The organism is Streptomyces sp. NPDC104581, from assembly GCF_055583685.1.
This window is the reverse complement of record NZ_JBVJNN010000043.1, coordinates 1-20,945: the sequence shown is the minus strand read 5'-3', so window position 1 is coordinate 20,945 and position 20,945 is coordinate 1. Positions and strand designations below refer to the sequence as shown.

17 protein-coding genes are annotated in these 20,945 nt (G+C 71.0%); 3 read left to right on the top strand and 14 right to left on the bottom strand.

Annotated elements, in window-relative coordinates; genetic code table 11:
- Positions 1 to 45 precede the first annotated feature (45 nt).
- From htpG to ACZ61E_RS27115, 9 genes are all read right to left on the bottom strand, one after another.
- Positions 46 to 1,965: a molecular chaperone HtpG gene (gene htpG / locus ACZ61E_RS27155; RefSeq protein ID WP_469702502.1), complete on the bottom strand. Its 1,920-nt coding sequence runs from the start codon at positions 1,963 to 1,965 to the stop codon at positions 46 to 48.
- A 130-nt stretch (positions 1,966 to 2,095) separates the two neighbouring features.
- Positions 2,096 to 2,746, bottom strand: a complete 651-nt coding sequence (locus tag ACZ61E_RS27150) for a type III effector protein (protein ID WP_469702529.1) — start codon at positions 2,744 to 2,746, stop codon at positions 2,096 to 2,098.
- A gap of 171 nt (positions 2,747 to 2,917) precedes the next feature.
- Complete coding sequence (locus tag ACZ61E_RS27145) at positions 2,918 to 3,616, bottom strand: hypothetical protein (protein ID WP_469702501.1); 699 nt, start codon at positions 3,614 to 3,616, stop codon at positions 2,918 to 2,920.
- Between the two features lie 121 nt (positions 3,617 to 3,737).
- Entirely contained in the window at positions 3,738 to 4,271 is a 534-nt protein-coding gene (locus tag ACZ61E_RS27140; RefSeq protein WP_469702500.1) for a DUF6328 family protein, read from the bottom strand.
- Between the two features lie 192 nt (positions 4,272 to 4,463).
- Entirely contained in the window at positions 4,464 to 5,129 is a 666-nt protein-coding gene (locus ACZ61E_RS27135; RefSeq protein ID WP_469702499.1) for an HAD family hydrolase, read from the bottom strand.
- A 194-nt stretch (positions 5,130 to 5,323) separates the two neighbouring features.
- Positions 5,324 to 6,865 (bottom strand): FAD-dependent oxidoreductase, encoded by a 1,542-nt coding sequence (locus ACZ61E_RS27130; protein ID WP_469702498.1) that lies wholly within the window; start codon positions 6,863 to 6,865, stop codon positions 5,324 to 5,326.
- A 251-nt stretch (positions 6,866 to 7,116) separates the two neighbouring features.
- Entirely contained in the window at positions 7,117 to 7,851 is a 735-nt protein-coding gene (locus ACZ61E_RS27125; RefSeq protein WP_469702497.1) for a GAF and ANTAR domain-containing protein, read from the bottom strand.
- A 620-nt stretch (positions 7,852 to 8,471) separates the two neighbouring features.
- Positions 8,472 to 8,699: a DUF5133 domain-containing protein gene (locus ACZ61E_RS27120; RefSeq protein WP_469702496.1), complete on the bottom strand. Its 228-nt coding sequence runs from the start codon at positions 8,697 to 8,699 to the stop codon at positions 8,472 to 8,474.
- A gap of 57 nt (positions 8,700 to 8,756) precedes the next feature.
- Positions 8,757 to 9,665, bottom strand: a complete 909-nt coding sequence (locus ACZ61E_RS27115; RefSeq protein ID WP_469702495.1) for a SigB/SigF/SigG family RNA polymerase sigma factor — start codon at positions 9,663 to 9,665, stop codon at positions 8,757 to 8,759.
- A gap of 676 nt (positions 9,666 to 10,341) precedes the next feature.
- Between ACZ61E_RS27115 and ACZ61E_RS27110 the strand changes: the two genes are divergently transcribed.
- The 3 genes from ACZ61E_RS27110 (at position 10,342) to ACZ61E_RS27100 (ending at position 13,981) form a co-directional block, all read left to right on the top strand.
- Entirely contained in the window at positions 10,342 to 11,070 is a 729-nt protein-coding gene (locus tag ACZ61E_RS27110; protein WP_469702494.1) for a GAF and ANTAR domain-containing protein, read from the top strand.
- Between the two features lie 148 nt (positions 11,071 to 11,218).
- Entirely contained in the window at positions 11,219 to 12,154 is a 936-nt protein-coding gene (locus tag ACZ61E_RS27105; protein WP_469702493.1) for an SDR family oxidoreductase, read from the top strand.
- A 171-nt stretch (positions 12,155 to 12,325) separates the two neighbouring features.
- Positions 12,326 to 13,981: an MFS transporter gene (locus ACZ61E_RS27100; RefSeq protein WP_469702492.1), complete on the top strand. Its 1,656-nt coding sequence runs from the start codon at positions 12,326 to 12,328 to the stop codon at positions 13,979 to 13,981.
- A gap of 74 nt (positions 13,982 to 14,055) precedes the next feature.
- Here the strand turns inward: ACZ61E_RS27100 and ACZ61E_RS27095 are convergent, their stop codons facing one another.
- From ACZ61E_RS27095 to ACZ61E_RS27075, 5 genes are all read right to left on the bottom strand, one after another.
- Entirely contained in the window at positions 14,056 to 14,895 is an 840-nt protein-coding gene (locus ACZ61E_RS27095) for a methyltransferase domain-containing protein (protein ID WP_469702491.1), read from the bottom strand.
- Positions 14,896 to 15,291: 396 nt separating this feature from the next.
- Positions 15,292 to 16,722, bottom strand: a complete 1,431-nt coding sequence (locus ACZ61E_RS27090) for an FAD-binding oxidoreductase (RefSeq protein WP_469702490.1) — start codon at positions 16,720 to 16,722, stop codon at positions 15,292 to 15,294.
- A gap of 441 nt (positions 16,723 to 17,163) precedes the next feature.
- Complete coding sequence (locus tag ACZ61E_RS27085) at positions 17,164 to 17,736, bottom strand: GNAT family N-acetyltransferase (protein ID WP_469702489.1); 573 nt, start codon at positions 17,734 to 17,736, stop codon at positions 17,164 to 17,166.
- Between the two features lie 54 nt (positions 17,737 to 17,790).
- Complete coding sequence (locus ACZ61E_RS27080; RefSeq protein ID WP_469702488.1) at positions 17,791 to 19,479, bottom strand: MFS transporter; 1,689 nt, start codon at positions 19,477 to 19,479, stop codon at positions 17,791 to 17,793.
- Positions 19,480 to 19,707: 228 nt separating this feature from the next.
- Positions 19,708 to 20,751, bottom strand: coding sequence for a methyltransferase (locus tag ACZ61E_RS27075; RefSeq protein WP_469702487.1), 1,044 nt, complete (start codon positions 20,749 to 20,751; stop codon positions 19,708 to 19,710).
- Positions 20,752 to 20,945: the final 194 nt, after the last annotated feature.

The window sequence follows — 20,945 nt, the reverse complement described above, 5'->3', positions numbered from 1 at the left end:
TCTCGCCAACTCTGTAATCCACGGCCGCCGTCGGAGGCCGGGTGGTCACAGGGTGGCGGTCAGGCGGTCGGTGAGCAGCCGGGTGAAGCGGGCCGGGTCGGGCAGGTCGCCTCCTTCGGCGAGCAGCGCACTGCCGTAGATCAGCTCGGCGGTCTCCGCCAGCGCGGGGTTGTCGGCGTTCGCTTCGTGCGCCGTGCGCAGGGACGTGACGAGCGGGTGTGCGGGGTTGAGTTCCAGGATCCGCTTGACCGGGGGCATCTGCTGGCCCATGGCCCGGTACATCTTCTCCAAGGTCGGGGTCACGTCGTGGGCGTCGCCGACGATGCAGGCCGCCGAGGTTGTCAGCCGTGAGGACAGGCGCACCTGCTTGACTTGTTCGGACAGGGTGGTGGTGAGCCAGGGCAGCAGGGCGGCGAAGTCCTCCTCGCGCCGGGCCTTCTCGGCGTCGGTCTCCTTCTGGCCGTCGGCGGAGTCGTCGAGGTCGACCTGCCCCTTGGCGATGGACCGCAGAGGGTGGCCGTCGAAGGTGGGGACCTGGTCCACCCATACTTCGTCGATGGGGTCGGTGAGGATCAGGACCTCGTAGCCCTTGGCGGCGAAGGCCTCCATGTGCGGGGAGTTCTCCACCATCGCGCGGCTCTCGCCGGTCAGGTAGTAGATGGAGTCCTGGCCGTCCTTCATCCGCCCGACGTACTCGCGCAGCGTGGTGGTCTTCTCCGGGTCGTGGGTCGAGGCCGCCGACACCAGCTCCAGCAGGGTCTCGGCGCTGTCCGTGTCCTCGACCAGACCTTCCTTGAGCGCCCGGCCGAACTGCTCCCACACCTTGATGTAGCGCTCGGCGTCCTTGGACTGCATGGTCTTGAGGGCGCCGAGGACCTTCTTGACCAGGCGCCGGCGTACACCGCGGATCTGGCGGTCGTGCTGGAGGAGTTCGCGGGAGACGTTCAGCGACAGGTCGTGGGCATCCACGACGCCCTTGACGAAGCGCAGGTAGTTGGGCATGAGCGCTTCGCAGTCGTCCATGATGAACACCCGCTTGACGTACAGCTGCACGCCGCGCCGGGTCTCGCGGGAGAACAGGTCGAAGGGTGCCTGCGAGGGGACGAACAGCAGGGCCTCGTACTCGAAGGTGCCCTCGGCGCGCATGTGAATCGTCTCGGCGGGGGGCTGCCAGTCGTGGCTGATCTGCTGGTAGAACTCGTTGTACTCGTCCTCGGTGACCTCGCTGCGCGAACGGGCCCACAGCGCCTTCATCGAGTTGAGCGTGTCGATGTCGCCGGTGGTCCCGCCCTCGGCGTCGGTGCGCTCGGTGGCCATCCGGATCGGCCAGCGGATGAAGTCCGAGTACTGCTTGACGATCTGACGGATCTTCGATTCGGAGAGGTAGTCGGCGAGCCCGTCCTCGCTGTCGGCGGGCTTGAGGTGCAGGGTGACCGAGGTGCCCACGGGCAGCCCGTCGACGGCCTGGATGCCGTAGGTGCCCTCGCCGTCGGACTCCCACTGGGTGCCGGAGTCGGTACCGGCCCGCCGGGTGCGCAGGGTGACGTTGTCGGCGACCATGAACGCCGAGTAGAAACCGACGCCGAACTGCCCGATCAGGCTCTCGGCGGTGGCGGCGTCCTTGGACTCCTTGATCTTCTCCAGCAGGCCGGCGGTGCCGGACTTGGCGATGGTGCCGATCAGATCCACGAGATCGTCCCGGGTCATGCCGATCCCGTTGTCACGGACGGTCAGTGTGCGGGCGTCCTTGTCGACCTCCAGCGAGATGTGCAGGTCGGTGGTGCCGGTCCCGACGAGGCTGGAGTCGGTCAGCGATTCCAGCCGCAACTTGTCCAGGGCGTCGGAGGCGTTCGAGATCAGCTCGCGCAGGAAGATGTCCTTGTTCGAGTAGATCGAGTGAATCACCAATCGGAGCAACTGGCGGGTCTCGGCCTGGAATTCCAGCGTCTCGACGCTGCTGCTCATGTGGGTCTCTTTCTGTGGGTACGTCATGGATCGATGGGGAGTCCGGCCGGGGACGGACCACTGCCCGTCGTCGGCGTGGTGCGGGGTGGGCCGGGGCGCACGTTTGCGGTGTGACTCCGCGTGGTGGGAGTCAGTCATCGTCGGCCGCTGTCGTCATATGCCGGTCTTCGAGGGCCTCCAGGGATCGGGCGAGGCCGGTGTGACGGGCATCGAGGTAGGGACGCATACCGGCCAGGGGCGCGATGAGCTCGGCGGCGTCGGCGGCGCCGAGAGCGGCGTGCAGAGCGGCCTGGGCCGAGCGCGCTTCGGGCGCGAGGCGGGTGAGCGCGGTGATCTGGCCGGCGAGGCGTCGCAGGTCGGCGGCGTGGGCGCGGGCCCAGCCGGCGGTGGCGCGTTCGGCGGCCCTGGCCTGGCGGGTGGCCGTGACGCGCTGCTCGCCGGTGGTGCCGACGGCGCCGGGTCGCCCGCGCAGGTAGCGGCGTTCGGCGGCCTGACGGCTGGCGACGCCGAGGGGGCCGGCGAGGTCGGCCCAGCTGGCGCCCGCGTCCCGGGCGGTCTCGATCAGCCCGGTCTCCCAGCCGGCGAGCCGCTCGCGCACCTGCCGCAGCAGCATCAGCGAGGCCAGCGCCTGCTCGGGGCCGGGCGCGGCGGCGTCGGGGGTCTCGTGCTGGGCTCCGCGCAGGGCGTCGTCCATGGCGTCGAGGGCTGCCGCGGCGGCGAGGAACGACGCCGGGCTGTGGGCGTCGGTACGGGTCGTGGGCGGCTGGTCGGCTGCTGTCACCGGCACCTCCCCGGAGAGTCTCAGGTCGATGACAGCACGCCTGTCATCCATTGGATGACATGTTAACGGTTTCAGTGAGCCCGATTGGCGGTAACCGCCTGACCCGTCCGCGAAACGGCGGAGCCGGATGCACTGCCGCCCCGGCGGACGACGCCGGTTCGCGGGCAGGACCTAGCAGGCTTGCTGCGGACCGGAGTTGAGAGTGCCCACACGGCCTACGGCGGTCTCGTCGGAGAGGTTGGTGCCCGCCGGCCGGGCGATGAAGCAGGAGTACTTCGTCCTGTTGATCACTTCCAGATGGATGTGGGCACCGGTGTCGCCGTTCACCTGGTAGCAGGAGGAGTAGCGGAACCTGCCGGTCTGGCCGAGCCGGGTCCACGGGCCGACGGTGGCGCCGACGCCGATCGCGTCGGGCTTCTGGTCGACGTGCATGACGTCGGCACGGCCCACGACGGCGCCCGTCGCACCGTCGCTGGCCTCCAGCCCGATGCGCCAGCCCCCGTCCGCGAGGTTGCCGGTGGCACAGCCGGGGGTGACGGTCACCACCTTCACGGTCACCGGGTTGCCCGCCGAGGTCTTGCTGCCGAACGGGGAGACGACCGTGGCGCCGGGGTTCTGGTAGATGTCCACCGACCAGTCGTTGAGGTAGCCCCAGTTGGAGAAGACCCGGTGGTGGGAGGAGGGCGGGGTCTGCCCGAACCGGTCCCACGAAGACGGGCCCTGGATCGGTGGGTAGACCGCGACGGTGTCCGCGGCCTGCGCCCGCGCGGGCCGGGCTTCCTGCGCGTGGCTGATCGGAGCGGTCAGCAGGGCGGCGGTGGCGGACAGTACGGACACGATCGCGAGACGGGCGGCGCGACGGGGTGACATGGGGACTCCGCGGTGAGAAGTGGGGGCAGAGCGACGCATCAGCCAACCACTCGGTCACCGGTCGGGACATCCCCCGAACAACCCATGGGAGGGCACCGACCGGGGCGGGCGGCCGGCCGGTTCAGTCGTCCTCCACCGGGTTGCCGCGGTACCGGGCATAGAGCGGGACCATGAACCAGCAGAGCATGAACCAGGCCGCCACCACACCGACGAGCACGGCGGCCCAGGTGTCCCGGGCCGCCAGTCGCAGCACCAGGAGCAGCGAGGACACCATGGTGCACAGCAGAAGGCCCAGGCCGAGGACGGTGAGCCGGGAGGCCAGGAGGACCGTCTCGGGCTTGAGCCGCCGTCCGGTGAGCATGCGGTGCAGTGCGACGGGTCCCACCAGGGCGCCGACGGTGGCGGCGCCCAGGACCACGGTCACGGTGTAGATGTGCCGGTCGGTGTCCGAGAGTTCGGTGAAGCGCTGCTGGAAGACGACGGTGAGCAGGAATCCGAAGAGGATCTGGACCCCTGTCTGGGCGACCCGCAGCTCCTGGAGCAGGTCGCCCCAGCGCCGGTCGGCGCGCTCCTCGGGGGTCTCCTCGCCACGCCCGCGGTCGTGGGAGCCGGTCTCCCGCCGGGGAGCCCCTTCGTCGCTCCGGTGATCCCGCATGCTGGTCGTCCCCCGCGCAGTCGAGTCGCAGGCGCGGCTCCGCGCCCCGATCGAAGGATGCGGTCCGCGGAGCCCGGCCCCCCGGTGCCGCGCCGGACCGGGAGCGCATCCGCGGGCGTCCCGCGGCGATGCCGCCCGACCGGGTGAGTCCGCGCGCCGCCGGGAAGGGGCGGGACGAGCCGTCCGCACGGTTCATTCCATACGGGCGAAGAGGCTGTCGTCGAGCCGGGCCAGGAGGTCGCCGACGTTCTCGTACACCTCGTCGGCCCCGGCCGCTTCGAGCGCGTCGCGCGGAATGCCGCCGGACAGGACGGCGACGCTCCGTACGCCCGCCCGCGACGCCGCCCGCATGTCCCACACGGAGTCCCCGACGAAGACCGCGTCCCGCGCGGGCACCACGGCGAGGTCCAGCGCGGCGCGCACGGGGTCGGGCGCCGGCTTGCCCCGCCGTACGTCGTCCGCACTGGCCGTTCCCGCGATGACGTCGTCCGCGTCGATCGCACGGCGCAGGGCGGCGAGTTCCGGTCCGCTCGCCGACGAGGCGAGGACATTGGTCCAGCCCCGGTCGGCCAGGACCCGCAGGAGGTCGGCGGCGGAGTCGAACGCCGCCAGCCGGCCGAAGTACGTGCCGTACAGCGTGCTGTGCGCGTCACTGATCGCACCGTCCCGGTCCTGGTCCCGGTCGTCGCCGAGCAGGTGGGCGACGAGATCGCCCGAGGCGAGCCCGATCGCCCGGTGGATGTCGGACATCGCCACCTCGTGGCCCGCGCCACGGAACGCCTGCCACCAGCTGGTGACGTGCAGGTAGTTCGTGTCGGCCAGGGTTCCGTCCACGTCGAACAGCGCAGCGCGTGCCACCGAATGCCTCACTTTCCCGAAACGGCCCGGCCGCCCTCCGGAGGGGGCGGACGCGCCGGAGTCCGTTCTTCACGGCCCGGCGGGACCGCTCCTCTCCTGTGCCCGATCCCGGTCGCCCCCATGTCCCCTCTCGCCCATGTCCCCTCCCGCCCGGACCCCTCGCCTGCCGCTGCCTCGTCCGGCGGCGTTCGGTGTCAGCCGCCCGATACGTCCCGTTCCTCCAGCGGGCGGACGGCCGGCCCCTGGAGGACCGAGCCGTCGACGCCGAAACGTGAGCCGTGGCACGGGCACTCCCACGCGGTCTCGGCGTCGTTGAAGGCCACCAGGCACCCCAGATGCGTACACCGCGCGGATACGGCGTGCGCCACACCGTCCGCGTCCCGGTAGACGGCGCAGCGCTGTCCGTTGACACGCACCACCGCTCCGGTGCCCGGCGGGACCTGTGCGACCGAGTCGACGTGCGTGGTGCGCAGCCGGTCGCCGACGAAGTGCTTGGCGACATCGGCCTGATGCCTGAGCAGGGCGGGCGCTTCGCGCAGGGTGCTCGCCAGCCTGCGCGGGTCGTACAGGGCGGCCCACGGCGGCTCCTCGCCCAGGATGAGGCCGGTCAGAAGCCGGCCGGCCATGACGCCGCCGCTCATGCCCCAGCCGCCGAACCCGGTGGCCACGTACGTGTGGCGGGAGGCGGCGTGGAAGGGACCGACGAGGGGCACCGTGTCCGTGGAGTCGTTGTCCTGGGCGGCCCAGCGGTACGCGGTGGCGCCGACGGGGAACCTGGCGCGCGTCCAGGCGTCCAGACGCCGGAATCCCTCTCGGGGGTCACCCGTGCCGGGAGTGAAGCTCTCACCGGTGACGATGAGCAGCCGTCGCTCGGCGTCGAGCGGTGCGGTGCGCACGGACCGCTTGCCGTCTTCCTGTGTGATGTACATACCGGTCGGCGCGATCGCGGCGGCGATCGGAGCGGCGACCACCAGTTCCCTGCGCGGGGAGAGCCGCGCGAAGGTCAGAGCCCTGTCTAACACGGGGTAGTGCGTGGCGACCACCACGTCGCGCGCCGTGACGGTGCGACCGGACTCGACCGTGACCCGGCAGGGCGACCCCTCGCTGAGGCCGGTGGCACGCGAGCGCTCGAAGACCAGACCACCCTTGGCCCGGAGGTCCGCGGCGAGGGCGAGCAGGTACTTGCGGGGGTGGAACTGCGCCTGCCCGTCCACCCGTACGGCGCCGCTCACCTCGTACGGCAGGTCGGTGCGTTCGACGTACGAGGCCGCGAGCCCGGCCGCCGCGGCGGCCTCGGCCTCGGCCCGCAGTCCGGGAACGGAGGCGGGCCCGGTGCCGTACGTGTAGGCGGGCGCCCGTTCCAGGTCGCAGGAGATACCGAGTGCGGCGACGATTTCGGCCACCCGTTCCACCGCGCCCTGCTGCGAGCGCGCGTACAGCCGCGCGGCGTCCTGGTCACGCGTCCGGCGCAGCCGGTCGTAGACCAGGGTGTGCAGCGCCGAGAGCTTCGCGGTGGTGTATCCGGTGACCCCCGCCGCGATCCGGTCGGCCTCCAGCACGGCGACCGTCCTGCCGGCGGCGGCCAGCTCCCAGGCCGTGCTCAGCCCCGCGACACCGCCGCCGACGACCGCCACGTCAACGGTGATGTCCTCGTTCAGCGGCGGGTGACCGGTGGTACCGGCGGTCGCCATCCAGAAGGATTCGTACTGTCCGGGCAGGGGCTGTGAGTCGGTCATGTGAGCCTTTCAGGACGTTCTTCGGATCGGTCGCCACGCATCCCCGACGGGCCACCGGCCTCCCGGCCCCCCTCACCCGGCACACCGTAGATCGGGCCCACCCCCCGCTCCGGGACGCTCGGGCGTGGTGTCGGCGGGAACCGCTGGTCTCAGCCCCTCGCGTCACAGGCGCCGGTCGCCCCGGTACCCGGTCGACCGGCCCCGTACCGCGGCATTCGTCGCGGGCAGTGCCCGCGGCGGATCGCCGGGTCTCAGCCTCGTGGTTGTATCGGGCGGCCGGCCGGGTGGACGCCGACGATGTTGGTGATCAGCTCGGCACAGAGTTCACGGAGTTTGACGTTGCGGTGCTGCGACGCCGTGCGCAGCACGTCGAAAGCTTTCTCCGGAGTGCATCTCTGCTGTCCCATGATCACGCCGATGGCCTGGTCGATGACGGTGCGCGAGCGCAGGGCGGCCTCCAGGTCTGCGGCGAACTCCTGGCTGTCGGCGATGCGCTGCGCCAGCGCGATGGCGCCGGTCGCCTCCGCCGCGAGCAGCCGCAAGGGCGTCAGGTCCATGCCGTCGAACGCGTAGGGGCGGGGCGCGTAGAGGTTGAGCGCGCCCGCGGTGTGGCTGTGCGGTGCGATCGGCAGCGAGAGCGAGGAGCGGGCGCCACAGGCGGCGGCGTACGAGGGGTAGTCGCCCCACCGGCTCTCCCTGAGCGTGTCGGGCACGCTGACCTCCAGGCCGGTCCGCATCGCCTGGAGGCACGGCCCGTCGTCCTGCCCGTACTGCGCCTCGTCCAGCTTGGTGGCGCTCTCGCCCGCGCTGGAGACCGTGACCGGCCGTCCTTGGCGCTCCAGAGTGATCCCGCACCCGTCCGCCTCCGCCGCGAGGCGGAGGGCGCTGCGCGCGAGCGCGTGCAGGAACTGGTCCAGTGAGTCGGTTTCCAGGAGGAGCGCGGTCGCGTCCAGCGCCTCGGAAGCAGGCGTATCAGTCATGTTCATCTCGTTCTGAGCGGTGCCCCGTCGCCCTCGGGACGGGGCAGAGCCGGCGCGGCGTTTCCCTCGCCGCGGATACGTGTCGTCACCCGCGCGTGCCGGGCCCGGAGTCCCGGCCCGGCACGCGGCGGAAAGTCAGCCGACGAGCGGGAGCGGTGCCGGTGCGGCGACCCGGCCGGTCGTCACGGCAGGTCCGGTGACGTACCCCACCGCGGACCGGCGGCGCCATGAGCCGTGGCGGGGACGGAAGGCGGACGGGGTGCTCGCGGGCAGCGCCGTCGCCGTCGTGAGAGCGCGCGGGAGGGGCACAGGGGTCCCGTGCGGCACCGTGGCCCGGAACAGGCCGACAGGGGCGCGGAAGCGCGGGTGGAGACGGCGGCTGAAGCGGCGGCTCACAGAACTCTCCTTGAGACAGAAAAGAACCTTCGCGGGGCCGCTTCCTGACCTCCGGCCGTTCATTATGCCTTGTTCCACGGACAAGATCGGCACTCGCCGCAGGGGGCGGAGGACGGTGGAGGGGCGCCGCGCAGCGGAGAGCCGGAGCTCAGGGCTGACGCGCCGTCATCGCCGTCGTCGCCGTCGTCGCCGTCGTGACGACCGGCCCCCGGTGGCGGATTCCTGACATCTCAGCCGGGCTGTGGGGCCTCTGTGCCGCCGTCAGGCACACCGAGCCGGCCACGGGCGGCGTCGAGCGCTCCCTGCACCTCCCGGGTGCCGGTGGAGACACAGAGGGTGTAGGTGATGTCGTCGATCCGCCGGCGGGCCTCGGGACCACCGTTCTGGGCGTTCAGCGCTCGCAGCGCCTCGTACTGGTCCAGCAGTCTGCGCAGTACGACCGGGTGTGCCATGAGCACGGTGGATCTCCTTCTTCGTGGGTACGGGTCTCGGGATTCGGGGCGGCTCGTCTGCCGTCAGCGGTCTTTGAGCAGGCCGTCCCGGAGGGTGGACAGGATGTGTGCGAGCAGCCGGGAGATGTGCATCTGGGAGAACCCCAGCTCTCCCGCTATCTGGCTCTGCGTCATCTCCTGGCCGAAGCGCATTTCGAGGATGCGCCGGGAGCGCGGGTCGAGCTGTGCGAGAAGGGGAGCCAGGGAATTGAGGTCCTCGACGAGTTCCAGCGCCAGGTCGCGACGGCCGAGCACCTCCGCGTAGGTGAGGCCGGCCCCGCCCTCTCCGTCGCGGTCCCTGCCCGATGGCGGGGCGTCGAGCGGTCCGGCGACGTAGGCGTTCGCCGCCATCAGGCCGTCGCGGACGTCGGCCTCGGCCACATTCAGCCGTTCGGCCAGTTCGGCCGCTGTGGGCTCACGGCCCAGACGTGAGGTCAGGTCCCCTCTGGCCCTGATCAGATCGACCCGGAGTTCCTGGAGCCTTCGCGGTACGTGGACGGCCCACGTACTGTCCCGGAAGAAGCGCATGATCTGACCCGAGATGTGCGGCAGGGCGAAGGCGGAGAAGCGGGTCCCCCGCGAGAGGTCGAACGCGTCGATCGCCTTGATGAGTCCGATGGTCCCCACCTGGACGAGGTCCTCCAACTCGCCGTTGCCGCGGTTGCGGTATCGGCCCGCGACGTGGTGAACCAGCGTCAGGTTCATCTCGATGAGGGTGTTCCGCACGTACTGGTACTCGTGGGTGCCCTCCTCGGCGCTCCGGAGCCGGGCGAAGAACAACGGGGTCAGTTCCCGGGCGTCGGCGGGGGCGACACCGGTGGGGTCCTCGATCCACGGCAGCCCGTCGGGCGGGCCTGCCGGCTCGGAGCACCGCGTGGTCCCCGCGTCGGGCGGGGTATCGGTGTGGGGGGCGGATCGGGTGGGGCGGGACATCAACGCACCTCCGGAAGGTGGGGGCGGTGGCATGCCGCGGAGTACGTCCGGGGCGGCCGCCGGGTCAGCCGGTCGATCAGCGGGAAGAGGCACGCTCCCTTCGCCGGCGTGGCGGCCGGGAGGCGGCCGGGGGTGTGGGGATGTCCGCGATCACCGTGCGTGGACCGGAGCGGGGCGGCGGACGCCGCAGTTCCGGCCCGACCGGCGATGCGTCGCCGGCGTTCACGGCGGTCGGCACCTGGGTGACCGGTTGGGTCTGGTCGAGGCGGTGGCTGAGGAAGAACACACTCACTCCGTGTGGAAGCAGGGCTGTATGGCACGGCCGCTTCCTGACCTCGAAGCCGAGTGTGCCCCCGTCAGGAAACCGGACTCCAGCCGACACTGTGACCTGGGACACATTTCGAGCGCGTGCCCGACGCGCGCCGCACACCCCGCACCCCGCACCCCGCACCCCGCACCCCGCACCGGGAAACCGGACAGGGCGGCCCGGCACCGTGACACGTGCCGCGCGGCGGGTAGGCGGCAGACTGGGAAGAGGACGGCCGTGCCTCTCGCACCGCCCGGTGCGTGGCGGCCGTGCACGCGCTGGTGGTATCGCTTCGGTCGGGATCCGTGGTCCCCGGTGGCACATCGATGCCGGCAAGTGGGTCCGAGGGGCCCGGAACGGAAATCTCCCATGGTGAACGACGCGACGATGGCACCCGACATGTCCGCGCTGCTGCTGGACACGGAGACGCTCGACGGTTTCCTCCAGGGCCTGGCCGACAAGGCCACCTCGTACGCGTCGGAGGCGAACGGGTGCGGCATCACCCTGGAGCGCCGCCACCGGCCCCTGACGGTCGCCAGCGCCGGTACCAGCGCCCCCGCCCTGGACGAGGCCCAGTACGGGCAGGACGACGGACCCTGCCTCCAGGCCCTGCGGACCGGCGAGGAGGTCTCCGTGAGCGACATGCTCGACGAGACGCGCTGGGGACCGTACCCGGCCTACGCCGTCTCCCACGGGAGCCGCTCGTCCCTGTCCCTGCCGATCGCCGCCCATTCCCACACCGCCGGGGCCCTGAACCTGTACTCCCCCGTTCCGAACGGTTTCGACGACGCCGACCTGACGGCCCTGCGCGCGCTCGCCTCCCAGGCCACCGGAGCCATCGCCATCGCCCAACGCATCGCCGACACCCAGGACTTCGCGGACGACCTCCAGCGAGCCGTCAAGTCCCGTGCCGTCATCGACCAGGCGATCGGCGTCATCATGGCCCAGCAGCGCTGCACTCCGGACGAGGCCTTCCAGATCCTGCGCAGCGCCTCCCAGCACCGCAACCAGAAGCTCCGTGACCTCTGCGCCGGCCTGCTCACCAGCGTCTCCGGGGGACGGCCTCCCGCCGACTCACAGCTCCGTCCCCGACCGTGACGTCCCCCGGAGCCCACGCGTCCCGGCGCCCGCGCGCAGAACGATGAAAAGCACGACACAAGGTGTCCGGTTTCGGGGCGATCATGGAGTCACCGGTTTGCGTCGATGACTGACGTGAACCAGGCCGTGCAGATAGATAGGGAACGCAATGAGACTCATGCCCGACACATCGGCGCCCGACCTGAGCGGAAAGATCGCGCTGGTCGCGGGCGCCACGCGGGGAGCCGGGCGCGCCATCGCCGTCCAGCTCGGCGCGGCGGGTGCGACGGTCTACGTCACCGGCCGTACGACACGGGAACGGCGCTCCGAGTACAACCGGTCCGAGACGATCGAGGACACCGCGGAGCTCGTCACCTCGGCGGGCGGGAAGGGCATCGCGGTACCGACCGACCACTTGGAGCCCGAGCAGGTCCGGGTGCTGGCCGACCGTATCGACGCCGAGCAGGGACGGCTCGACGTGCTGGTCAACGATGTCTGGGGCGGGGAGCGGCTGTTCGAGTTCGACAAACCGGTCTGGGAGCACGACCTCGACAACGGGCTGCGGCTGATGCGGCTCGGCGTGGCGACCCACGCGATCACCAGCCACTTCCTGCTGCCGCTGCTCGTGCGCAGGCCGGGCGGGCTCGTGATCGAGATGACCGACGGCACGACCGAGTACAACGGAACGCGCTACCGCAACTCGTACTTCTACGACCTGGTCAAGAACAGCGTGCTGCGCATGGCGTTCGTGCTCGCGCACGAGTTGAAGTCGCACGGCGGGACGGCGGTGGCCCTCAGCCCCGGCTGGATGCGTTCGGAGATGATGCTCGAGACGCTCGGCGTCACCGAGGACACCTGGCGTGACGCGCTGGCCGAGGTGCCGCACTTCTGCATCTCGGAGAGCCCGGCCTACGTCGGGCGCGCCGTCGCGGCGCTGGCGGGTGACACGGACGTCGCGCGCTGGAACGGCCAGTCGGTGTCCAGCGGGCAGCTCGCGCAGGAGTACGGCTTCACCGATCTCGACGGCTCGCGCCCCGACTGCTGGCGCTATCTGGTCGAGGTCGAGGAGACGGGCAAGCCGGCGGATGCCACCGGTTATCGGTGACGGGCACCGCTGACGGGACGGGGCGCGGACGGACGGCAGTGGTTCGGCGCCCCGTCCCGTCAGCGGGCCATCGGTCCATGGGCGCCGCCCGCGGGCCGGGAATCGCCGGCCCCCGGCGACGGCCCGCCCGGCCGGGAGGCGCGTTCACTCCCACCGACTGGGCTCTCCTCCATGACTGGAAAAGGAACGACCGCCGTCACCCCCGTGCGTGCCGGAAGACGTGAGTGGACGGCCCTCGGCGTCCTCTCGCTGCCGGCCATGCTCATCACCCTCGACAACACGGTGCTGCACCTCGCCGTACCGCACCTGAACGCGAGCCTGAACCCGAGCGGTCTGCAACTGCTGTGGGCCGTCGACATCTACAGCTTCCTGATAGCCAGCCTGCTGATAATCGCCGGCACGCTGGGCGACCGGATCGGGCGCCGCCGGCTGCTGTTGATCGGCGCGGTGGGGTTCGGTGTCGCCTCGCTGCTGACGGCGTTCTCCAGCAGCGCCGAGATGCTGATCGTCAGCCGTGCGCTCCTCGGTATCGCCGGGGCGACCCTGACGCCCTCCTCGATGTCGCTGATCCGCAATCTGTTCCTCGACGCCCGGCAGCGGACGGTGGCCCTCAGCGTCTGGATAACGTGCTTCCTGGTGGGCGGTGCCATCGGCCCGCTCGTCGGCGGCGTGATGCTGGAACACTTCTGGTGGGGCTCGGTCTTCCTGCTGAGCGTGCCGGCCATGGTGCTCCTGCTGGTCCTCGGTCCCGTGCTGCTCCCCGAGTACCGCGACCCCCGGCCGGGCAGCATCGACTTCGCGAGCATGGGCCTGCTGGTGCTCTCCCTGCTCGCCAGTGTCTACGGACTCAAGAAGCTCGCCGTCGAGGGCGTCTCCGTGCTCCCCGCGCTGATCCTCCTCGCGGGTCTCGCCCTGGGCTTCTGGTTCGTCGCGCGCCAGCGCCGGCTCACCCACCCGCTGATCGACATGGCCCTGTTCCGCGAGCGCACCTTCTCCGCGTCGCTGGGCGGCATGGCGCTCGCCCTCTTCGTGATGTCGGGATCGCAGTTCTTCATCGCGCAGTACTTGCAGATGGTGGTGGGACTGTCACCGCTGGAGGCCGGGCTGGCGTCGCTGCCGGGCAGTCTCGGTGGTGTCGCGGGGTCGTTGCTCGCGCCGGTGGCCCTGCGGTGGGCGCGTGCGGCGTACGTGATGACCGGGGGCCTCGCGATCGCCGCGGCCGGTTTCGTGGTGCTGGCACAGGCCGGACCCGAGAGCGGGCCGGCCACGGTGATGGTCGCGCTGGCACTGCTGAACATCGGGGTCAGTCCCACCGTCGTGCTCGGCACCGACATGATGATGAACTCCGCGCCGCCGGAGAAGGCCGGAGCGGTCTCCGCCATCTCGGACACCTCGCACGAACTGGGGCTGGGGCTGGGCATCGCGGTACTCGGCAGCCTCGGTGCCGTGGTGTACCGCGATCAGGTCTCCGGCGAACTGCCCCCGGGGCTGCCCGGGGGGACCGTCGCCGATGTCGAGGACAGCATCGGCAACGCCGTCGACGCGATCTCCCGTCTCCCCGAGGGGCCGGCCGCGGTCGCGCTGGAGGTGGCTCGCGAGTCGTTCACCCATGGGCTGGTGCTGGTGAGCGTGGTGTGCGGGGTCCTGACGGTACTGACCGCGGTCCTGACGCTGGGTCTGCGCGCGGTGCCCGCGCTCGCCGGGACCGACGGCTCCCACGGGGAGCACGGGTCGCACGGCTCAGGTGAGGCCGGGAGGTCCGGGCCTTCCGGCAAGGCCGGCGGGGCTGCGGAGCTCCAGGAGGCCGGTGGCCGCACCGCCGACTGACGGCGAAGCCACGGCTGCCCGGCGCCCCTCGTCGCGGAAGGGTGCCGGGCAGCCGCGCGGACGACGGGCCGGGGTCAGGAGCCGGACGCGGGGCGCGCCGCGGCGATGACGAGGTACCCGATGTCCGGGGTGGCCGCCGCGCGGCGCATGAGGTCGATGTACTGGTCGACCGGCTCCGGTCCGTCGATCCTGGCCAGTTCGTCGCGCCGGGCCTCGACGACATCGGCCATGATCGACCCTGTCCGGACCACCTTGTCGCTTATGTCACGCACCTCGACGTCGACGAACCCGTGGGCGGCCAGCAGTTCGAGGTACTCGGCGGCGGTGGCGAACGAACTCACGCCGTACGAGGCGCAGATGTCGCTCAGGACCTTGCGGCCTTCGGGACCGACCGGCGGAATCTCGGCGGTGTCCGCGATCACCAGCCGTCCGCCGGGGCGCAGCACCCTGGCCGTCTCGGCGAGGGCCCGGCCCCGGTCCGGCACGTGGAGCAGCGACTCGACCGCCCACGCGGCGTCGAACGAGCCGTCGGCGAAGGGCAGTTCCATCACATCGGCGTTCCGGAAGGTGGTCGCGTCCGACCGCCCCGCCGCCTTGGCGCGTTCGGCGGCCTGCTCCACCTCGACGTCGCTGATGGCGATGCCCGTGACGTGCACGTCCCTGGCGGCGACGAGCTGGAGCGCGGGCTTGCCCACACCGCAGCCGATGTCGAGGACCGCGGCGCCGGGCGCGGGGTCGAGCAGGGTGACCAGCAGGTCGTTCAGCCGGGCCGTGGCGGCCTCGACCGAGCTGTCGTCGCTGTCGTCCTCCCAGTAGCCGTAGTGCAGGTTCTCACCCCAGGCGGCGTTGAGAACCTGACCGAGACCTTCGTAGAAACTCGCGACATCGCCAACGCCGGACATCTCGGCAGCCATCTCAATCTCCCTGTCGTGTCTGCGACACCTTGACCCCGGTGGCTCGACGGGCCACGGGAACGAGGCCGGGAGCTTCCTCCGGGACGGACGAAATCTTGCTATGACGCGTAAACAAACTCATGACCGGTGTGGGGTGTCAAGGCGGTCCGAATCAGCCCCGGTCGAGCCGGTCCGGCCGAAAAGCACAGGTCAGCGGTGGGTAATGACCGGCTTCAGCGGCTTTCCCGAGTTCGGGCCCGAGCCAGGCTGGCCCGTTTCCGACGTCGCGCGGGGCGCGAGCGCCGTCCGTGTCCTCCTGATCCGTCCCACGGCAGCGGGCTCCCGGTGGGGACGCCCACGGCGCACCCACCGGCCGGTCGGAGGACCGGCCGGTGGGTGCCCGGTGTCGACGCCGGATCAGGTGGGACGGATGGACAGCGGGTGGCGGAACACATGGCGCGGATCGTAGGTCCGCTTGATCTGCTGGAGCCGCGGGTAGTTCGAGCCGTAGTACAGCCCGTGCCACGGTGTGCTGGAGGTGTTCCACTCCGGGTCGGCCAGGTCGACGTCCGGGTAGTTGATGTAGGCGCCCGCGTTGATCGCGTCGGGCACCGGAACACCGCCGGTCCGCTTGTAGACGTCCCGGTAGCACTTGCGGACCCAGGCCACGTGCGCGGCGTCGTCCGCCTCCGCCCGCCACACACCGGGGGTGAAGTAGGTGCGCAGGATGGAGTCGCGGTGCACATAGGCGGTCGCGTCCGAGCGGACACTGTTGATCTTGCCGCCCAGGGCGGCCAGGTTCACCTGGGCACCGGGATTGCTGATGGAGTCGTCGTGGAGATAGCGGTAGATCGTCGCTATCTGCTCATCGGTGTAACTCTTCCGCAGATCCGAGGTCTTGTCCTTCTGGCGGCCGGGAGGACCCCAGAACCAGTTGTCCCGGTCGATCCACGCCAGCTCGGACCTGGAGTCCGACGCGGCCGTGACCCCGGCACCGGCGGTGACGGCGTCGAACATCGAGTCGAGCAGGGCCTCGCCGCCCTCGACCGACTTGGAGACACCGGCCATCAGACCGATCACACCGGCCGACACGTGCGAGGCGGAGAAGGACGCCCATACCTGGACCTCCTTGGCCCCGGGGGCGCTGTTGCGCTCGTACCACTGGCAGTAGTTGCGGATGAGCGTGGTGAACGACTGCTGCGACAGCGTGTCCCACGACCACTGCACCGTGCGGACCCGCTGGTCGGAGCCACGGGGAAGGAGCTTGGACGGATCGGCGGTGTCCACTCCCGGCGTACGCATCCAGTACTTGGTGACCACGCCGAAGTTGCCGCCGCCACCGCCGGTGTGGGCCCACCACAGGTCCCGGTTGGGGTCGTTGGCCTCGCGCGTCGCCACGACGATGCGCGGCTGCCCGTCGGCGCCCACGACGACCACCTCGACTGCGTAGAGGTGGTCGACGGCGATGCCGTGCATACGGGAGTAGAAGTTGTAGCCGCCGCCGAGTATGTGCCCGCCGAGGCCCACCTCCGAGCAGCCCGCGGAGGGGATGGTGACGCCCCAGCCCTTGAAGAGCGTGTTCTGCGTGGGGGCGACGATCGCGCCCGGGCCTATGGCGAAGGCCTTCCGCCGGTCGTCGAAGTAGACGTCCGACATCTGCGAGAGGTCGATGAGGTCCTTGACCCCGGACCACGTGGTGAAGTTCTCCAGGCAGTGGCCGCCGGAGCGGACGGTGACCTGCCGGCCGGCCGCGACGGCCTTGCCGAGCGCCTCGGCGACGTGGGCCGGGGTGGTCGCGATGGTCACCTGGTCGGGCCGGTTGGTGAACCGGGTGTTGTGCGCGCGCACGAAACTCTCGTAGCGGGAGTCCCCGGGCTTAATGGTGACGGAGTCGAACGCCGGAGTGCACGCTCCGCTCGCCTTCCCCCTCCCCGCCGCGGTCGCGGGCCGAGCACCTACTAGGGTATCCGCCGCGACCAGACCGGCCCCGGCAAGTGCGGCACGTGTAAGTAACCCACGGCGGTTCAATTCAGACATGTACGCGACTCCTCGCATGTACTGGAACACAGTTGGATCCTGGCCGTCCGCCGAACTGATCCGGCATCAGCCGATCGGAAGCCTATGCCATAAAGTTGGTTTTAAAACGATTCTTGGATCTCCCTATTTAAGCGGAATATGGGGGTCAGCCCCCGCCCCGGGGGAACCACCGCCGACGGCCAAGTGGAGCTGGGGAGGCGGACGTTGGAGAAGTCCCGGGACCACGGCCGTCGGTGCGGCGGGCGGCCGGATCTACGCCGGGTCAGGCCGCCACTCCTCGGCGAGGAGACCGAGCACGACGTCGTCGAGGAACCGGCCCATCACCCAGGCCGATGAGCGCAGCACACCTTCGCGGACGAAACCGTTGCGTTCGGCGGAACGCAGCATCGCGGTGTTGTCCGACAGCGTCTCGATCTGGAGCCGGTGCAGTCCGCGCACGACGAACCCGTAGTGGCACAGCACCGCGACCACATCGGTGCCGTGGCCCCGGCCGCGGGCGGCGGGCAGCAGCCCCAGCCCGATGTGCGCGGACCGGTGGTGGTTGTCGATGCCCCAGAGCGTCGCGGTGCCGATCAGTGAGCCGCCGGCCAACTCGACCACGGAGAACGGGACGTGCCCCTCGTCCTTGTCGTCCACCACGAGACGGGAGTCCTCGGCGCCCGGCGTGACCGGCCGCCACGGCCTGCTCTCGGCGCGCGCGGATCCGGCCACGTCGTCGTACAGCTCGGCCCGCAGGATCGGGATGTCTTCCGCGTACCGGGCCCTGAGCCCGACTTTTCCGCCCCAGCATGCGAGCTTCCTATCCGACGGGCGGGCCGGCGGCAAACCGATTGAGCGGCCGCGCCGGGACCGGGACGACCCGACGCGGGCGGAGGGCGGTCAGTGGCCGCGGTCCTCCGGCGCCGTCGTCTGACGCTGGTACTCGGACCTTCGCGGATCGCCGTGCTTCTCCAGGGACGCGGTCTTCTCCAGGGACGCGTGCGAACCGGCGGCCCCGGCGGTGCCGTCCCCGCCGTCGGCGCCCACATCGCCCACGCTGTCGGGCTGCGGGAGCGGACCCAGCAGAATCGCGACCGTGAACACGGTCAGCAGCGTGACCACCGTACAGATCACGCTGACGTACAACAGGCCGTCGGTGAACGCCACTCGGGCGGCGTCGAGGACCGTCGTGCCCAGCTCGCCGGGCAGCCGTCCGGCCTCGTACACGGCCGAGCCGATCGTGTCCCGGACGCGTGAGGCCGTGTCGGCGGGCAGCCCCGCGGGCAGGGTGTCGGAGACCTCGGTGCGGTACACGGCGGTCCCGACGCTGCCGAGGATCGCGATGCCCATGCCCAGACCGAGTTCATGACAGGTCTCGGAGATCGCGGAGACCGCGCCGGCCTTCGACGGCGGGGCGGACGCGATCATCATGTCGGTGCCGAGCGCGATCGTCGGCGCCACACCGAAGTTGAGCAGCCCCAGCGCGATCATCACCGGGATCAGCCCGTTCTCCGTCTCGACCTGGGTCAGCACGGCGAAGCCGACGACGGCGATGGCGAGGCCCGCCGTCATCACGTACGCGGACCGCATCCATCGCAGCGCCACGGGCGCCATCAGGGCACCCATCACACCGCCGATGCTGCCGGGCAGCGAGGACAGCCCCGTCTCCAGCGGTGACAGTCCCACCACCATCTGCAAGTACTGCGCGATGAAGAACTGCGATCCCGACATCACGAACAGGGCGAGGGCCATCGCGCCGAGGGAGATGGCGAAGGTGCGCTCGCGGAACAGCGCCGGTTCCAGCAGCGGATGGCTGAGGCGTCCCTGCCGCAGCGCGAAGACCACCGCCAGCCCGAGTCCGGCCACGAGCAGCACCACCGGCAGCGCTTCGACCCCTTCACCGGCGAGCACCTTGAGCCCGTAGACCGTCGCCAGCAGGGAGACCACCAGCAGCAGCACGCTCGCGGGATCGATCTTGCCCGGGTTCGGGTCGCGGTACTCGGGCAGCAGCACCGGCCCCACGATCAGCAGCAGCACCATCGCGGGCACGCTCAGCAGGAAGACCGAGCCCCACCAGAAGTGTTCCAGCATCAGCCCGCCGACCATGGGGCCGATCGCACCGCCCACCAGGAAGCAGGCGATCCAGACGCTGAAGGCGACGGACCGCTGCCGCGGGTCGGCGAACATGTTGCGGATCAGCGACATGGAGGACGGCATCAGGGTCGCGCCGGCGACACCGAGCAGCGCGCGGCTGACGATCAGCATCTCGGCACTGCTGGAGAACGCCGTGAGCAGCGAGGCCAGTCCGAAGCCCGCCGCCCCGATCAGCAGCAGCCGGCGACGGCCCACCCGGTCACCGAGGGTGCCCGCGATGATGAGCAGACCGGCGATGAGGAAGCTGTAGATGTCGACGATCCAGAGCAGTTGCAGACCGCTGGGGTCGATGCTCGCGCTGAGATGCGGAACCGCCAGGTGCAGCACCGTGTTGTCGAGGGTGATGAGCAGCGCCGGCAGGGCGAGGACACCGAGGGCTGTCCATTCGCGTTTTCCGGCGCGCTCGGGCGGGGAGTGAGTGGCGTCTTGGCTCATGTCGGAGTGCCTATCCAGCGACGAGTGGGTGATAAGCCCATCCGAGCGGCCGGCGGCCGCCCGGGAGCGTTTTTCGGACCCGGTGGGCGGCGGATCGCGGCACGCCGGACCCACGCCCGGGCGGTGCGGGCCCGGGCGTCGGCGGCACCGGAACGGCGGGTCACGGTGATCACCCTTCCCGTGGGCCGGCGGAGCCGGCGCTTCCGGACACGACAGGCCCCAGGTGGCTCAGGCGGCGAGCGGACGGGTCGTGATGACGCCCATTCCGCTGGGCAGCACGAGTGTCTCCTCGTGTTCCAGTCCGGCGGCTGCCAGCAGCGCGGTGAAGTCTCCCCCGGTGCGCTCCCGGCCGCCGGACGCGCCGAAGAGGGAGAGCATGTAGAGGTCCATCAGGGCGGGGAGCCGGTGTCGTCCGCCTTCGGGCGAGTCGGCGTCGGTGAGCAGGTCGATCACCATGAGCCGCCCGTGCGGAGGCATCGCGGCCGCGCAGGTACGGAGGATCGAGACCGCGCTGTCGTCGCCCCAGTCGTGCAGGATATGGCTGAGAATGTAGAGGTCCGCCCCCGGAGTCACGTCGCTGAAGAAGTCCCCCGCGGTGGCGGTGCAGCGGTCGATGAGGTTGCCCTCGACGATCCGCTTCTCGGCGAGCACGACGGTGCCGGGCAGGTCCACGACGACGCCGGTGCTGCCCGGGGTGCGGAGCAGCAGTTCGCACATCAGATGGCCGTTGCCGCCGCCGACGTCCACGATCCGCGGGTACCGGTCGAAGGTCACCGCCTCGAAGATCTCGTCGAGTTCCAGACGCAGCCCGGCCTCCTGCGACCGGTCGAAGACCTCCCGCCGCTCCGGCCGCCGCTCCAGGTGCTCGAAGAGCGCGTGGTCGTGGATCAGCTGGAACGCCGAGTCGCCGGTACGGACGGTGTGCCCGAACTCGGCCCAGGTCCGGCCGACCTCACCGCCGAGCAGCAGGGCGGTGGGGCGTGCCGTACCGGGGGTGTCCGGCAGCAGGGTGGTGCCGAGCCCGGTCAGGGCGAAGGTCCCGTCGGCCTCTTCGGTGAAGACGTCGAACGGGACGAGGGCGCGCAGCAGCCTGCGCAGGGCGAATGGATCGGCCGCCACCTCTCCGGCGAGGTCCTCGGCGGAGCGGCGGCCGGCTGCCAGGGCCTCCGGCAGGCCGAGCTCGACCGCCGTGCAGACCGCCCTCGACACGAGTTGGCCGTAGAGCAGCATGCGCATCCGTGCTGCGTCGTCCCGGAGTTGTGGGTGGAGCACGCTGTCACCTCCTTGTACGTCGGGTGGGATCCCGGGGGGGGGGGGGGGGGGGGGGGGGGGGGGGGGAGAAGGGGGGGGGGGGGGGGGGGGGGGGGGGGGGTTCTGTCCTCCCCCCCCCCCCCCCCCCCCCACGGCCCTGCTCGGCTCCGTCCACGACGCGCTGGCGGCCCTCGCCGAGGAGGCGGCCGGCCGGC